This is a genomic window from Viscerimonas tarda (genome assembly GCF_054601255.1).
Genome location: NZ_BAAHWV010000011.1, coordinates 68307 through 84660 on the forward strand (window position 1 = coordinate 68307; position 16354 = coordinate 84660).

Here is a 16354-nt window from a genome sequence, read left to right on the forward strand (position 1 = left end):
TTCTTATTCCTCCAGTTTTTTAGTAAATTCTTCGATTAAAGCCTGCACCTCGAAAGGGCGGCCTTCTATTTTGTTATAACGTGAAACAACCAATCCCGGGATTTCCTCTGCCAGAAGTCCGGCGAAATGTCCGCTATTTTGTTCAGCTACAATTATTTTTTTATACTTCCGAAGTACTGTTTCGGTATTTTTGGGTAGCGGACTGATAAAGTTGAAATGGGCATAAGCCGTTTTCTTACCGTCAGCGTTCATTTTCTGAACGGCTTCCCTCAATTGTCCGTATGTTCCACCCCAGCCAACTACTAATAAATCGGCATCGGGATTGCCCATGACTTCGAGTTCGGGGATAAAATTGGCTACCTTATTCACTTTTGCCTGTCGCACATTCACCATTTTCTGGTGGTTCTCCGGTTGAGTGGAAATGGCTCCGGTGTCGTAATCCTTTTCGAGACCTCCGATGCGGTGGGTGCATCCTTCGGTTCCGGCGGCAGCCCAATACCGGGCATAAGTTTCGTTGTTCCTCAATGCCGGTTTCCAGTCGTCGCCCTTGTATTGCGATTGATCGTGAACAACAATGACCGGATATTTGTCCATATCGGGTATTCTCCATGCCGAGGAGCCGTTAGCGATATAGGCATCCGTCAATAAAATGACGGGAGTTATGTGCTCCAATGCTATTTTTGCAGCCCAATAGGCTGAGTCGAAGCAATTTGTTGGGCTCGATGCGGCAATTACCACCAACGGGCATTCGCCACTGCGACCATACAAGGCCTGACGCAAATCGGTCTGTTCGCTTTTGGTAGGCAATCCGGTAGAAGGGCCTCCGCGCTGCACATCAATAATTATCAGGGGCAGTTCGGCCATAACGGCCAAGCCAATAGCTTCGCCTTTCAGCGCCAAACCGGGTCCCGATGTACTTGTAACAGCCAGACTTCCGGCAAAGCTTGAGCCTATGGCCATACAAACACCGGCAATTTCATCTTCGGCCTGAATGGCTTTTACGCCGAGGTCTTTTCTTTTTGCCAGTTCGTGCAAAATATCGGTAGCCGGAGTAATGGGGTATGAGCCCAGATACAACTGCCTGCCTGCTTTTTCGGCGGCGGCAATTAGTCCGTATGCTGTGGCGGTATTGCCATTAATATCTGTGTAAAATCCTTTTTCGGCATTGATGGTTTCTACCCGGTACGAAGCAATGTTCATATCTTGGTTCTGCCCATAATTATACCCGTCGGCCAACACTTTCAGGTTGACTTCGACCAACACGGGTTTTTTCGAGAATTTTTTCGACAACATGGTGTTTGCCGATTCCAAAGACAGATTGAACAGCCAGCATGTAAGCCCCAAGGCAAACATATTTTTGCATCTTATCTTCGATTTCAAATCCAAGTCGATGTTTTCGAGGCTGTCTTTGGTAAGTGTTGTAATGGGGATGGCGACAACCTGAACGGTTGTTAATCCGAGTTCGACGAAAGGTTCATCTGTCTTAAACAGCGCTTTTTCCAAATCCTTTTTCTGAAAAGAATCGGTATCTATTATTACAACTGAGTTAGCCCGCAGGTTTCCTGCATTGACCTTCAATGCCGCAGGATTCATCGCAACCAGTACATCCGTTTTATCGCCCGATGCATAAACTTCGGATCCGATATGAACCTGAAAACCCGATACACCACTCAATGTTCCCTGTGGAGCGCGTATCTCGGCAGGAAAATCGGGAAAAGTGGCGATTTGGCTACCAAAAATAGCAGATAACGCTGAAAAAATTGTACCTGACAGTTGCATCCCATCTCCCGAATCTCCCGAAAAACGGATAACAACATCTTTTACGTCCTTAACTTGTATTTTTTCCGACATGAAAATATGATTAAGCGGTGTGAAAATTTATTGTGCAAAGTAATAAAAATCTGGTTAAGTAAACAAATTTTTGGCATATATCTTTATTTAATTAGCAAATCAGTTAATTAAATGACAAAAGGAAAATGTTTTATACGTTTCAAAAGTCGAATTAGTAAATTAGATAATTGCCTATGTTCCAATATGCCGTAAGGTGTTCAACCCGCTACGGGTATAGTCGTTAGGCTAAGGCTGAAAGCCTTTAATAACCCAGCCCAAGGCAACGCCTTGGGTTAAGGGTGGACATCTGTGGTCGGGCTGTAAGCAGCATAGTGATATGCTGCGCAGGGCAAACCATGAAAAATTTTAGCGCCACTGTTACGAATGAGATTCCTCCCTTTGGTCGGAATGACTCGCCTGTTAGTGGTTTAAAGGATGAGGAAGTGGCGGCCTCGCCGCCACTTCCTCATCCCCTCTCCCAAAAAGGAGACAGTCATTCCGACCAAAGGGAGGAATCTCCTGCTCATATCAGCCACTTTACCAAGGCATAAGCAGTAAAATTTTTCATACGTTTGCCTTGATATGTTGCCCCTTTCAGGGCGCGAAATTTTCCTCAACGCAGCGCGTTGGGCTGGGTTATAAAAGGCTTTCAGCCTTAATTTGCTAATTATCAATTATTTACCCAAACAATTGCCGAAATGCTTCTTCCACTTTGCGGACGGCGATAATCTCTATATTTACCTTCGAGGCAAAGCCTTTCAGGTTGTTATGCGGTATCAATATTTTATGGAAGCCCAGTTTTTCGGCTTCCAGAATCCGTTGTTCGATGCGGTTGACAGGCCGAATTTCGCCCGATAAGCCGACTTCGCCCGCCATGCACACCTGACGTTCCACCGATATATCGAGGCTGGAAGATAGCACGGCGCTGATAACAGCCAAATCAATCGCCGGATCGTTTACCTTCAGGCCACCGGCTATGTTGAGGAACACATCTTTTTGTATGAGTTTAAAGCCCGCCCGTTTTTCGAGAACAGCCAGCAGCATGTTCATTCGCCGGATGTCGAAGCCTGTCGCCGAACGTTGTGGCGTGCCGTAGGCTGCCGTGCTGACCAAGGCTTGTGTTTCAATCAAAAACGGTCGCACCCCCTCGATGGCCGCCGCAATAGATACGCCGCTCAAACCTTCATGATTCTGTGTCAGAAGCAATTCGGACGGGTTGCTCACCTGACGCAGGCCATTTTGCCGCATTTCGTAAATGCCGAGTTCTGCTGTGCTGCCGAAGCGATTTTTTATGCTCCTCAGTATGCGGTACATGTAATGCTGGTCGCCTTCAAACTGCAAAACCGTATCGACTATATGTTCCAGCACTTTAGGCCCTGCAATACTGCCTTCCTTGTTGATATGCCCTATCAGAATGACGGGCGTACCGGTTTCTTTGGCAAATTTGAGGATGGCGGCAGAGCATTCGCGCACCTGCGAAACGCTGCCGGGCGAGGACTCAACCGTATCGCTATAAATAGTTTGGATGGAATCAATAACCACAAAGTCGGGCTGCACGTTTTGTATGTGTACAAATATCTGTTCCAGATTGGTTTCGCAAACGATGTAGCAATTCCGGCTATCGGCGCTTATTCTGTCGGCGCGTAATTTTAGCTGACGGGCGCTTTCTTCACCCGAAATGTACAGGGTTTTTATTTCATCCAGATTCAACACGGTTTGCAGAATCAGGGTCGATTTGCCAATACCGGGTTCTCCACCCAAAAGCACGAGCGAACCCCGCACCAAGCCACCTCCCAATACGCGGTTCAGTTCGGCATCGCGAATATCAATGCGGGCTTCTTCGCTGGTTTCCACATCCTGCAACTTCAAAGGTTTTGCTTTGGATGTTTCAAAAACCGAAGACGGACCTTTGCCTGGCCCGTCTTTCGCTATTATTTCTTCCTTGTAGGTATTCCATTCGCCGCAAACGGGGCATTTTCCCAGCCACTTGAGCGAATCGTTGCCACAATTGCTACAAACATATACAGTTTTGGTTTTCGCCATGTCCTGTTATTTTTTTACTATCTTGTCAGTAAATAGTCCTCGTTCGGTTTTCACAACAACCAGATACACGCCTTTTGCCCAGGCCTGAACCGGAATAGCGGCTGTAGAAGATTGAAGCCCTGCCGATTCGTAAACTTGTTGGCCGAGCATGTCAAATACTCGGATGTATTCTATTATGCCACTGACGTTTATATTCAGTTCGTTTTCCACCGGATTGGGGAAGACAACGATTTCTACCGTTTCTTTTTCGCTATAAATGCCACTTCCGCCTGTTGGGTCGTATCCCGGCAAGGTTTTTACGCCCGAATTAGTTGGATCGAGGTATGTTTTCATTTTTTGGTCGGCTGTTGACGACTGGTCGAAATGGTACCACAACCGGCCATACCAATCCGGTTCGTTGGGGCCTCCGAGGTATTCGCCACCCTCGTATGTATTGACGCAATAGCTTGACCCACCTGTCAATGTGCCGATTATCAATCCGTTCTGATTAAACAGGGGAGAGCCCGAAGAGCCTCCGGCAGTTACGCCCTTACCATTGGTTGTTTGAGCGTATTTAACTTCCCAAAACGAATTGGCCGGATTTGTATTTTCCCATCTTGTGGTTACAGGCGATTGGGTATAGGTTGATATTTTCTTTGGTGTTCCGTCCGGGTGGTGTATAACAACGCCATTTGCCGGCACAACATTGTTCGCATCCCAGCCATTGTAATACACATTGTAATTTGTTGGGATAGCCGATTTCAGTTGCAACAACAAGCCATCCGATTTTCCTGCTATCGGAAGATTCACTTTCATATCGCAGCCGGTTAAGGTTTGAGTCTTGAGAGCATCGGATGTAGTGGGTTTACAAGTACTGTTTTCGTAGTTGAAATAGAATTGGGCAGTTTCAAAATTTGCATTTACGCCATTATCATAAAAGCAATGACCCGCTGTCAGAATATATGGCGTTTTATCTTTTGCCGTGTTGTTTATCAGCGAACCGGAACACACATACCAGCCATCCGAATATTTCATTCGGATATGCACAACGCCTCTTTTTTGTTTCTGCCAGTTGTCTCCTTCGGCGCAATTGATGTCAACCATGCAGGCCAGTTCATCGGCCAATGTGCTGCGGATGTCCTTCAGGTTATACACATAGCCTACATCATTAATCAAAATGCGGGGCTGTTCGCCGGATACTTCGGAGGCAACATATTCCAGCGTAATTTTATCGCCCGATAGCATTTGGGTCGAAAACTCACCGCCGTTGTTCGGGTTGGTTGTTTCGGTATAGGCGCCCAGTACTTCGCTCTTATCTTCGTTGTAGATAAAAAGCTTTGCTCCCTTGGGGATATAAAAGTCTTTGTAGCTGACAATCAGTCCCTGTGCCTCGGGAAGTTGTATCGACTGCTGCCAGATTTTTTCGCCACCTGCCAGTACCGACCATTCGCCGGTTTTGCTTATGTCCACTAACACGGGTACCGAAACTGCGATGCGCAAAGGTGCGGCAATTTCTCTCGCCAGCCGGTCTTCCTTTTCCAATGTCTCCCTATCTAATTTAACCGAAACCCTAAGCGTTTTATGATCAAGAATCCCTGACTGCAGGAATTTTTTATACTTGAAACTGGGTGGCGTTCCCCCTTCACCTATTTGTGCAATCGTTGTTGCAGTACACGCCAGCCCGATTAATAATAGAAATAGCTGTTTCATAGTTCTTTTTTGTTTATGTTCAATATTTTCCTCAGTTTTTCAATACATTGAGGAATTTCTTCTTTAGACTCAAATTCTTCTGTTTCAAATATCACAGAAGCCCGATTGTAAAACAATTCGCGCTTGCTTAATGTAACAGATACAAAGTCTAATAGTTCGATTTCACTTTTGTTTTTAATCAAAGGGCGCTTGTCTTTATGCTTATTTAACCGTTTAGCTAATCTTTCGGGCGAAACTTTCAGATAAATCGTTGTCCCTTTCGCATTCATCAACGCCATATTGTCGAAGAAACAAGGAGTTCCACCACCTGTTGAAACGATAATATTTTCAAAATCAGCAACATCCTTCAAGGCAGCGCTCTCAATTTCGCGAAAACCGGTTTCGCCATACTCCTCAAAAAGCCTAGCTATCGACTTCTGATATTTCGATTCGATAAACAAATCCAAATCAATAAATTCGAGCCTTTCTATTTTGGCCAGCGCCCTACCCAAGGTGGTTTTTCCGGCGCCCATGTATCCGATAATGAATAATTTTTCCATCGAAATAGTTTAATCAAAGATATAAACAAATTATTATATTGCAAAATTGCAAGAAATTAGGGCAAGGCAATCGCATGAAAAATACAAAAATAAAAAGAGAATCGAATAGTGATTCCCTTTCTAAGATTTATCTTCAAATCCAAATCTTCTTTTTTGTTTAGGGGTAAGGACTTCCGATTTTTCGACATGATCAATGACTAAATTCTTGTCCGATTCTGTTAATTTCCCTATTTCAGCTCCTATATTTTTTATTTTTATTTTACTTATTTCAAGTAAATCGCTACAATCTAAAAAGCTATCATATTCCAATATGTTAGGATAGTCTTTCTCTTTCAATGGGAACTGGCAATTTAATAATTCTTTTGTGTTTATTGCGTTCACATTGATAATGCTGTTTATGAAAAATGCGCCAACAATACAGTCATTTGGAATTTCTCCTAAAACAACAAAATACTTATTCCGTTGCTCATACCCATCCTTCAATACAATACCATCAGACTTGTCAAATGACATTTTCAGAATATTGCCAACTTTGAATGAATTATCGGTAATGGGAGTTTCTTTGGGCTTCCTCCTTGTTTTCTTTTGTTGCACTATAGGAATATTAAGCCGCTTGCCTAATTGCTCTGCCAAACTCTCTTTCACAACGATAAAGCCCTTTTCAGTTGTTCTTTTTCTCTTATATAGTCAATAATTTCTGTTGAAGCATTACCAGCTTTAGCTATTTCAATTAAAGAAATTCTATCTTTTTCAGGGTCATCTTGAGACCTTGAATATGCTTCTTCCCAAGCCTTATCGTGTGATTTTTCGGATAAATCATAAGAGGAAATATCTTTGCACTTGGCAATTGCTAAATCCAACGATTTAATATCTGATTTAGATAATTCATCTAAATTGGGTTGTTCAACCAAATAAACCGCAGGATTCTTATTCCCGTTTTCGATTTTAAACGATTTACTAAAATCACTCAAATCATCAATGGGATTTTTACGCCCATCCAAAACTTGAAAAATTTTGTATGTGAATGACGGTACAGGTCCATGTTTCAGTGCATGAAATGCTTCGTTAAATATAGGTTTACCATATTTAACTAAATGATCTTGCTGTGCAAAATACATAATTTTAAAAAACTTTATATAATCCACTCCTTCAGGAAAGGAATTTAGAATATATAATACTGTCGCTTTAATTTTGGATATGTCAGCAATACTTTTCATTTGAAAATTTATACGGTAATATTTGTATATAACTATGAATCACATGAATTATACATCGCAAAGATATAACTTTTATATCTCTTATAGCAAATAAAAGACAAAATATTTATTAAACCGCAATATTCAATCCGAGCTTAAAGGTCTTAGGGATAAGTAATTATATAAATGTAGCTACTTTCACCCTTTCCACACCCCAAACATCTTGCACCACTTCAAAAAAACCTTAAACAAAAAATGTATCCATCTCTTAGAATGAACAAAATCGACCACAAAGCCATTGCTTTCCAGATAGTAGAGCCGTTCCAGTTTTTTGGCCAGTTGTTCGGGTAGTTCTTCTCTTATCACTTGTAGCTTTTCGGCATAGATTACCTTGCCTCCAATCCGGCTGCTCAGGCCATCCATGTCATAGACCGATATGCTGACATCCTTGTATGCCACCTTTTCGCGGTGAATGCCGATGGCTATATAAAACAGCTTCCAGTCGGATACGATGCGCAGGCGTTCGTCGTACAATCCGTACTTATCAAACATCTCTTTGCGGATAAAGAATGCCTGATGCGCCAGAAAGCCTGCAAACAGGTCGTAGAGCGAAAAACTCCAGTCCCTGTTTCTGTAATTGGTTTTTGCTTCAAGCCTCCCTTTGTGGTCGCAGATAAAATTGCCACAGATAAAACTATCGGTGCAGTTATCGGCGAATATCTTCTCAAGAACATCGTCCGATACCAAATAATCGCCCGAATTAAGGAAGTAGCAATATTCGCCTTTTGCCTGCCTGATACCCTTATTCATAGCGTTATAAATCCCCATATCAGGTTCACTAACCCAGTGAAATGGAAATTCTCCATTCTCCATTGCCTGAGGGCGAACGTTGTTTCTCCATTCTCCATTCCTAATTAAGTCAACGCTTCCGTCAGTCGAAGCTCCGTCAATTATCAGGTACTCGAAATCGGTGTACGACTGGGCAAAAACACTCTTCATTGTTTTCTCCAATCCCTGTTTATTGTTCCAATTGATGGTTATAACAGTTAACTTCATACTCAGTCGTTTTCCGGTTTTATATAATCGCTCCAAAACAAATCGAACTGGTTCTTCTGCCATGCATGACATCCGAAGGGCAATTTCCGGTTGTTCAAGTCGTACAGGTAGGCGGGGTCGGTCTCAAACGAAAACCGAACAGCTTCTTCGATGGGCGCCACCTTGAATGTCTTTATCGCCTCGGGCACAATTTGCGACCAGAAAGTATCTTCGTTTATGGTTGAGGAAAGGAAATACCTCAGGGTATTGCTCTTCCCGAAAAACCGGCTAAGGATAAAGCGGGGCGAACGGCCATAATATCGCTTCATCAGGTGCCTGTTCCAGTAATTGAACGGCGAAATGCGCTTGTCGTGCAACTTAGCATAATCGAAAGCGGCTAAAAACGAAGGTATATTCCGCAACGAAAAACCGCCGTTACCAACGGCTTTCAGGTCCGAAACCGTGTGGCTGTTGCCAAAGTCCTCGAACCAGGGGGCGCCAACATAGTCGTATCCTTTGTCGCACCAATCGGCCAGCTCATCCTCGAAGACGTATGCATCCAACTGGTATATCAACATATACCGGTATTGGTTAAACGCCCCGTAAAAATCCCTCGACAACAGCAGCTTGTTGTACGAAGCCCAACCTTTGAAATACTCCTTGTCGAAAACAACCAGCTTGTATTGGCAGCCAAACTGCTGAAACAGGTTGGTGTAACAAGAAACATCCAAGCCCTCGTAAGTAACAAGGCTAAAGGAATACTTCCCCAGCACTTTCAGGCACTGGATAAAAGAGGTTCTCTCGAATCGGTCGGGTTGGGTTTTATATACGGGAATAACTATAACCATATTTATTGAATACTTTTTGTACTTATCTTTTTTATCAACCGGAATAAAAATAGCCGGTCGTTTTTAAATGCTTCCGCCGATATGGTTAAAAACCGGTTTCTTAAAACTGAAAACAGGCTATTGTTGGCTTGATCGGCCCATTTTGATACAAAAACATAGCGCACCATATTTTTTTCATCCTTACTAAGATGTATCCGGCTGAAAATGAAATTGATGATGCGGGCTGTTTCGGTTATGTTATTGTAATTCTTTACATTTCTCGAGCTGCCTTTGTTGTTGTGTTGCCGGAAATAATTCAGCGGTTTCCCTATATTGTAGAAATCGGAATGAAGCAATATTTTCACATACAGCAACCAATCGCCGTTAAGCGTAAAACTTGTATCAATCATCTCTTCCGAGAGCGCCGGTTTTCGGAAGACAACCGCACTGGCATTCACAATCGGATTGTTGATAAGCATGTGCTCCTTAATCATTTGCAATCCGGTTTCTTTAAAATCCTTATTCCACAGTTTGCTTTTCCTGCGATTTATCCAAAGGCCTTGTACCTGTCCGTTTTCGTCGAAATTGTACGATTGCGCCTGAACCAAACCAATAGAACTGTCTTTTTCGAGGACAGCCATTGCCGTTTCTATGAATGTCTTATCGGCATAATCATCGCTTTCGGCTATCCAGATATATTCTCCCCTGGCCAGTTGTATGCCTTTTTTCCATTGCTTGAATGTAGAACCCGAATTGGTTTCGTTGTAGATAATATGCGACACCTTTGCATGTTCGCGGTATTGCTCTATTATTTCCTTGCTATTATCAGTCGATTTATCATCCAGCAGAATCAACTCCATATCCTGGCAGGTTTGATTCAATACCGAGTCTATCCGTTGCTTCAGGTACAAGGCATGATTGTAATTGGGGATAATAACCGAAACCATATTATTTTCCTTTTCTGTTACTGATTGCTGATAAGTTCTCCCTCAGCGTTTAATTTCCACGAATTGGAGGTGTTGGATGTTTTATAATAAAACAATTCTTCGTCCGTCAGATTTTTACCATCCACATACCACCCGCCATGCTGTGCCGTAAAATTGCCGGCCACTCTTATGGCATTCAGAAAATTTCCCGAGTTATACAGGTAACGTGGAGGATAAATGGCAAAAGTGGTATCAAGTATGGCGTCATACAGATTGCCGCCTAAGGATTTTTTCCAGAATTGTTTTTCCCAGTCAATCACTTTTTGTTTTTGGGAAAAAGTATCGGGAATATCATCCAGATTTAGCGCAAAACCCACTTTTGTTTTGTGTTTGTTTTTATCCAGTATGGCAACCAGCTGCTCCATGTAATCCGTTGGCAAGTTTTCGTTCGGAATTATATCGGGGTCGGTAAGTATATAATACCCCTTTGAATAACGGTTGTACACATCTTTGTCTTTCCAAAAAGCCAGATGTCCTTTGTTTTCGTTCAGCCGTTCGATGCTAACTTGGTCTTTTATCTCTTCGTAATAGTTCAGAAGGGGCGGGTATGTTGAGTTGTTATCGACTATTACCACCCGTGTGTGCCCTCGTTTGCCGAAAAAGGCAAGCATCTTCTTCAGGTCGGATAAGCGGTTGTAGTTGATGATGATAACCGGTATCGACATCGGATTCCGCTTTTGCTCTCTGACCGTTTTATTAAAACACCAAATCGCAGGACGAAACCGTTTTTTATACACATATTCTTTCCAGCTCCGAAGGGAGAAGAAATTTTGGATAAAGCTTCTTATTCTGCGTGATGCTGCGAATGCCGGTTTATTGTAGAACCGTTCGTAGCGGTCGAAGTTGTATAATATCCGTTGCAAATCGAGCGATAGCATATCATCCAGCGCTTTTTTCCGTTCGGTTCTCACAGCCTGTTCGTTTTGCGAACTAATTCCATCCATCTCGAATGTGGCTACAATCAACGGGATATGTTGTTGTGTTACATTTCCCAGAAGCATTAATTTCAGGAAAAAAGCCCAATCCGATACAATTTTCAAATCTTCGCGATACAAACCATACTTATCAAACAATTCCTTTTTTATAAATGTGGTAGGATGGGTTAATGTGGAATAAATCATACGGAACAATGTTACCGTATCGGGCATCTCAACCACATCGGTATGCCCATCAGGAAACGACCGGTGTAAATCGCCGTAGATGAGGTTGGTATCACCTTTCGCCAATTTAAACGCATCGGATAATACATGCTCGTTGTATAGCGTATCGCCACTATTGATAAACAGCAGGTAATCGCCTTTTGCTGCCCGTATGCCTTTATTCATAGCATTGTAAATCCCAGTGTCTGGTTCACTAATCCAACGAAAAGGGATAGTAGATAATTCTCCATTCTCCAGAATGTCAACGCTTCCGTCTGTCGAAGCTCCATCAATAACCAAGTACTCAAAATCATCGTAATCTTGAGAAACAATGCTCCGTATAGTCTTTTCGAGACCGGCGGCATTGTTGTAATTAACTGTTATTATCGAGAGTTTCATTGTTCAGTTCGGTATTCCTGTTTTTTTTCTGATATTTATATAAACCCCATTCTGCACTGGTTTGATACCAGCTCCAAAACAAGGAAAGAAACAGGCCGGTGAAGCCGTCTTTATATCCTTGTTTGTGGTAAAAACTGTATTTAAAGGCTTTGAACGGTGTTTTAATTACTTTAGCTAAAGTTGTAGTAAACCCATTTTTATATCTGGCCTGTGGTTCGTATTTGAGATACCTGCGATGCTTTTCGAACAACTGTTTATAGCTAATCATCCAGTAATGATGATCTGCGTTATTGCCGTTGTACGGAATATGATAATTTATGTATGGTTCTATCAATCTACGTCCCGAATGAACCGCTCCGATAATTTCGTATCTATGTTTGTTGTATAAATATATTCGTTCATTCATCCCTCCCCATGGAGTTCCTTTCAGTGGATGCTTCTTAAAATAAAAAATACATGGAGCCATCACGCATCCCACATTCTCTGGAATCCCTTTTTCGAACAATTCGACAGTATCTCTATATAAACCATTATCTACGCGTTCGTCCGGGTCAATTGATAATAACCAGTCATGTTTTTCGGTTTTATAATATTCCATCTGTATTATCTCAGCTATCGCTACTCTCTCGTGGCGAATAATATCAATGTTGGCAAACTTTCGGGCAATATCCACGGAATTGTCAACAGATTCCAAATCCACATATTTTATGGTATCACAAAACGAAATAGATTGAAGGCAATCCTCTAATAAATGGGCTTCATTACATCCTGTAATTATGGCGCTAATAGGAAGTTTTTCTATTTTTGTGTCCATCTTATTCTCTGTTACCATATTCTCCAATTTTCCATATCAACCCCAAAGCATTTACCGGCATCTTTTCGCATTCCCATATACATACCCACGTTAGAATTGTATGTGCCAATAAAAAAAGTGGAAGCATACAACATATCCATGGAAACAAATAACTCCAGATAAGCATTTTTTATTTCACTCTTGCTTTTCCTTTGAAATTCAGCATGAATATAACCTCTTTCGCTCGTATTGCTGTGGGTATAGACATTCCAGCCGGGATATTGTTTTTTAATGTTTTCTATCACAGTGTAGTCATCGGTTGATATATATGTGTCCCTGTTATCGGATAAAGTTTTAGCTTTATTCATATATACGCTGTAGTCTACCGGTTCCGCTTCTATAATTTTATCTCCCTGACGAATGTGGAGACCAATGTATTCAGTCGGCAATTGCACCGTGTTTTTTAGTTTATTAATATCCTCTTCCACCTTGGGGTTGTATCGCCATGTTAGATTTATCAGCATGCTGCATGCATGTTGTAAATTGCCGTTTATTCCCAATTCGGGAATCGTATAATACGAATCTTCTTGTTTTCTATCTCTGAAATTCAACCACAAGTCTTGCGTGAAATAATCAATTCCTGAAAATAGTTTATAACAACTGATTTTCAATCTCTCTTTCCTGCTTGAAAGAATAGGATTCCCCCCATGATTCCGTATATTATATTTTTTGTGGAAACTGCCGTGTACCTCTTTACAAAATGGTAAAAAATAATCCGTCCAGCCTTTTTCATAGCCAAAATTTGCATCATCCGAATACAGTATAAACTGTATTTTATGCTCCAAACAATACAACATAGCCAAAATCATGTTGTTGTATTCGGAAAAGAATCCTGCCTCACTTCCCAAATGAAATACAAGTTTCCTTTTAAAGGAATTATTCAGTTGGGTATATTTTTCTTGTAAATCTTTCATTATCAAAACAAATTTTATTTAACGACATCATTAATGCAAAAATAATATACCTGTATTATTTGCATCTACAACACTACCATTTCCTATTATTGTTCCTTCTATATTCAAAACAAGGGGTAGTGCATCAACGTAACCGATGAAACCGGGGTGGCTTATGCAAATCTGCATAAGCAGGGTGGTTTTATTCATTCCTTCCGGTAAGGTTATTCTGTTTTTCATTTCAAAATCACCTTCTTTGTAGTCGGTTACTTCTCCGGTATAGTGCGAAGGGCTATAGAAAAAGACAGGACGCTCCATCTTATCAAGGAACCGGACTTCCAGCGCCAGTTTCATACCGGTTCTCAAGCAACCTTTGATGGTAAAATCCAACACATTTTCGTCATGCAATAAATTTACAGTATCGCTTGAAGAACCGTTAATGGTAATAGATTCGAGTTTAATGTCGGGACTATTATATTTAACCAAATTCATAATATTCCCTTCATCCCGGTCTTCTTCTACAATGTATCTGTCTATGCATTCGTCCATCGTTCCCATGTAATCGAGGCTCCCGTTTTTCAGGATTATACCGTTGTTACACAGCGATTTCATGCTTGTCATATTATGGCTAACAAACAGCACCGTCCTGCCTTCGCCTTTCGATACGTCCTGCATTTTGCCGATGGCTTTTTTCTGAAATTCGGCATCGCCTACGGCCAGCACTTCATCCACCACCAGTATCTCGGGTTCGAGGTGGGCGGCAATGGCAAAGCCCAGGCGTACGGTCATCCCCGACGAGTAGCGTTTTACGGGCGTATCAATGTATTTTTCGATGCCGGCGAAATCGACTATTTCATCCAGTTTCGATTTAATTTCCTGCTTGGTCATGCCCATTATGGCGCCGTTCATAAAAATATTTTCACGGCCTGTCATTTCGGGATGAAAACCTGTTCCCACTTCGAGGAGTGAAGCGATGCGCCCCTTGGCTTTGATGGCGCCCGTTGTTGGAGAGGTTACCCTCGACAGAATCTTCAACAAAGTCGATTTTCCGGCTCCGTTTTTACCGATTATTCCCAGCACCTCGCCCTGTTTCACATCGAACGTTATATCGCGCAACGCCCAAACATAATCGCTTGTAGCTTTCGAGCTGCGGTCGTTCACTTCCCCTATTTTCAGGTAAGGGTCGTCCAGCCCTCGCACACGATACCACCAACGGTTGAGGTCGTGGCTCAAGGTTCCCGTACTGATTGTTCCCAGCCGGTACTGTTTCGATATATTTTCAAATTTGATGGCTATTTCCGACATACTATTTTTAATTAAGAAAGCCCCCTAATCCCCCGTAGGGGGACACTTTAAGTCCCCCTACGGGGGATTAGGGGGCTCAATTTTTACACCACATCCACAAAACTGCGTTCTACTTTATTAAATACCCATGCTCCGAACAGGAGTATAAAAATGGTTGACAAGAAACTATAACCCAGCGACAGCCAGGTAAATGTTCCTGTTCCCAGAAAGCCATACTTGAATGCTTCTATAATGGATGTCAGCGGATTAAGTTGTATGACCCACATCCATTCCTCATACTTTCCTTCCATCACCGACAGCGGATAGATTACCGGCGTTATGTACATCCAGAGTTGCACGGCAAAAGTGAACAAAAACGCCAAGTCGCGGTATTTGGTGGTCATGGACGAAACAATGATGCCAAATCCCAATCCCAGACCGGCAAGCATAAACAGCAATACCGGAAACAGCAGGGCATAGCTGTTAATCATCACATTGGAGCCCGCCACTACATAATAGATGTACAAAATAAGAAACAGCCCAAATTGGATGAAATATTTGAACAGGTTGGAAATGGTAATTGACAACGGAACAACCAGCCGCGGAAAATAAACTTTACTGAATACGCCTGCATTGGCTGTAAATGTGGTGGATGTTTTATTCAAACAATCGGAGAAGTAAGTCCAGCAGAGTACTCCTGCCATGTAAAACAGGGGTTGGGGCAATCCGTCAGTAGATATGCCGGCTATTCCTCCAAATACGAACATAAACATGATGGTGGTTAAAACCGGTTGTATAATAAACCACAACGGGCCTAACACGGTTTGCTTATAGGTAACAACAATATCGCGGCGGACATACATCATCAGTAAGTCCTTGTATTGCCAGATTTCTTTCAGGTTTAGCGAAAATTTGCTTGCTCTTGGTTTTATCTCAATATCCCAATACTTTTTTTCCAATTCCATATATATCCGTGGATACGTTCTTTTTACAAATATATTATAAGACACACAAAGATAATAAAAATCGTCTGATTAGCCAATATTTTGGTGATAGCTGCAGGATAAACGCATGAAAAAGTTTAGAACCACTATTACGGATGAGATTCCTCCCTTTGGTCGGAATGACTCGCCTGTTAGTGGTTTAAGGGATGAGGAAGCGGCGGCGAAGCCGCCGCTTCCTCATCCTCTCTCACAAAAAGGAGACGGTCATTCCGACCAAAGGGAGGAATCTCCTGCTCATATCAGCAACTTTACCGAAAGGCATAAGCAGTAAAATTTTTCAAGGTTTGCCCTGGCAATAGCAGGGGTATAAAAACAATAAAACCTGTATGTTTTCACATACAGGTTCAATTTTTTCTTTGAGCTATTACTGTGCTGGAGTTTCAACAACAACTTCTTCAACAACTTCAACAGTTGAGTCAGCAGCAACAACTTCTTCTACAGCTGGAGTTTCTTCAACAACAGCTTCTGTTTCTACTGGAGCTTCAGCTTCTGCACTTTTGTTAGCACATGAAGCAAATGAAATAGCAACAACAACAGCAGCAAATAAAACTAACTTTTTCATTTCTTTTTTAATTTTTAAACGGTAAATGTTTTTATCTCTCTAATAAGATTGCACAAAGATATATACTTTTTTTAT

Annotated in this window: 17 protein-coding genes; 2 read left to right on the plus strand and 15 right to left on the minus strand. The window is 42.0% G+C overall.

What is annotated here, in order from left to right; all coding sequences use genetic code 11:
- Positions 1–3 precede the first annotated feature (3 nt).
- Positions 4–1851, minus strand: a complete 1848-nt coding sequence (locus tag ACYPWY_RS06645; RefSeq protein WP_459684654.1) for a 2-oxoacid:acceptor oxidoreductase subunit alpha — start codon at positions 1849–1851, stop codon at positions 4–6.
- 335 nt (positions 1852–2186) lie between these two features.
- Between ACYPWY_RS06645 and ACYPWY_RS06650 the strand changes: the two genes are divergently transcribed.
- The gene (locus tag ACYPWY_RS06650) at positions 2187–2381 is read left to right on the plus strand and encodes a hypothetical protein (protein ID WP_459684655.1); all 195 of its coding nucleotides are present in this window, start codon (positions 2187–2189) and stop codon (positions 2379–2381) included.
- Between the two features lie 127 nt (positions 2382–2508).
- Here ACYPWY_RS06650 and radA read toward each other — a convergent pair whose 3' ends face one another.
- The 13 genes from radA to ACYPWY_RS06715 all read right to left on the minus strand — a co-directional run bounded on the left by radA (position 2509) and on the right by ACYPWY_RS06715 (position 15678).
- A complete protein-coding gene (gene radA, locus ACYPWY_RS06655) occupies positions 2509–3873 on the minus strand; it encodes a DNA repair protein RadA (RefSeq protein WP_459684656.1) in 1365 nt (454 codons plus the stop codon).
- Positions 3874–3879: 6 nt separating this feature from the next.
- Positions 3880–5562, minus strand: coding sequence for a T9SS type A sorting domain-containing protein (locus tag ACYPWY_RS06660; RefSeq protein WP_459684657.1), 1683 nt, complete (start codon positions 5560–5562; stop codon positions 3880–3882).
- Positions 5559–6101 carry a shikimate kinase gene (locus tag ACYPWY_RS06665; protein ID WP_459684658.1) on the minus strand — a complete coding sequence of 181 codons (543 nt, stop codon included), beginning with the start codon at positions 6099–6101 and terminating at the stop codon, positions 5559–5561. The genes ACYPWY_RS06660 and ACYPWY_RS06665 overlap by 4 nt, the downstream gene beginning before the upstream one ends.
- A gap of 120 nt (positions 6102–6221) precedes the next feature.
- Positions 6222–6746, minus strand: coding sequence for a hypothetical protein (locus ACYPWY_RS06670; RefSeq protein WP_459684659.1), 525 nt, complete (start codon positions 6744–6746; stop codon positions 6222–6224).
- Positions 6743–7318, minus strand: coding sequence for a Panacea domain-containing protein (locus tag ACYPWY_RS06675; protein WP_459684660.1), 576 nt, complete (start codon positions 7316–7318; stop codon positions 6743–6745). The genes ACYPWY_RS06670 and ACYPWY_RS06675 overlap by 4 nt, the downstream gene beginning before the upstream one ends.
- A gap of 177 nt (positions 7319–7495) precedes the next feature.
- The gene (locus tag ACYPWY_RS06680; protein WP_459684661.1) at positions 7496–8353 is read right to left on the minus strand and encodes a glycosyltransferase family 2 protein; all 858 of its coding nucleotides are present in this window, start codon (positions 8351–8353) and stop codon (positions 7496–7498) included.
- Between the two features lie 2 nt (positions 8354–8355).
- Positions 8356–9180 carry a DUF5672 family protein gene (locus ACYPWY_RS06685; protein ID WP_459684662.1) on the minus strand — a complete coding sequence of 275 codons (825 nt, stop codon included), beginning with the start codon at positions 9178–9180 and terminating at the stop codon, positions 8356–8358.
- A 2-nt stretch (positions 9181–9182) separates the two neighbouring features.
- Complete coding sequence (locus ACYPWY_RS06690) at positions 9183–10106, minus strand: glycosyltransferase family 2 protein (RefSeq protein ID WP_459684663.1); 924 nt, start codon at positions 10104–10106, stop codon at positions 9183–9185.
- Positions 10107–10123: 17 nt separating this feature from the next.
- Complete coding sequence (locus ACYPWY_RS06695; RefSeq protein ID WP_459684664.1) at positions 10124–11683, minus strand: glycosyltransferase; 1560 nt, start codon at positions 11681–11683, stop codon at positions 10124–10126.
- Positions 11658–12515 (minus strand): glycosyltransferase family protein, encoded by an 858-nt coding sequence (locus ACYPWY_RS06700; RefSeq protein ID WP_459684665.1) that lies wholly within the window; start codon positions 12513–12515, stop codon positions 11658–11660. Before ACYPWY_RS06700 ends, ACYPWY_RS06695 begins: the two co-directional genes overlap by 26 nt.
- Entirely contained in the window at positions 12509–13450 is a 942-nt protein-coding gene (locus ACYPWY_RS06705; protein WP_459684666.1) for an O-fucosyltransferase family protein, read from the minus strand. Before ACYPWY_RS06705 ends, ACYPWY_RS06700 begins: the two co-directional genes overlap by 7 nt.
- A 30-nt stretch (positions 13451–13480) precedes the next feature.
- Positions 13481–14734, minus strand: a complete 1254-nt coding sequence (locus ACYPWY_RS06710) for an ABC transporter ATP-binding protein (protein ID WP_459684667.1) — start codon at positions 14732–14734, stop codon at positions 13481–13483.
- Between the two features lie 83 nt (positions 14735–14817).
- The gene (locus ACYPWY_RS06715; protein WP_459684668.1) at positions 14818–15678 is read right to left on the minus strand and encodes an ABC transporter permease; all 861 of its coding nucleotides are present in this window, start codon (positions 15676–15678) and stop codon (positions 14818–14820) included.
- Positions 15679–15784: 106 nt separating this feature from the next.
- Between ACYPWY_RS06715 and ACYPWY_RS06720 the strand changes: the two genes are divergently transcribed.
- Entirely contained in the window at positions 15785–15988 is a 204-nt protein-coding gene (locus tag ACYPWY_RS06720) for a hypothetical protein (RefSeq protein ID WP_459684669.1), read from the plus strand.
- Positions 15989–16081: 93 nt separating this feature from the next.
- Here the strand turns inward: ACYPWY_RS06720 and ACYPWY_RS06725 are convergent, their stop codons facing one another.
- Entirely contained in the window at positions 16082–16279 is a 198-nt protein-coding gene (locus ACYPWY_RS06725; protein WP_459684670.1) for a hypothetical protein, read from the minus strand.
- Positions 16280–16354 lie beyond the last annotated feature (75 nt).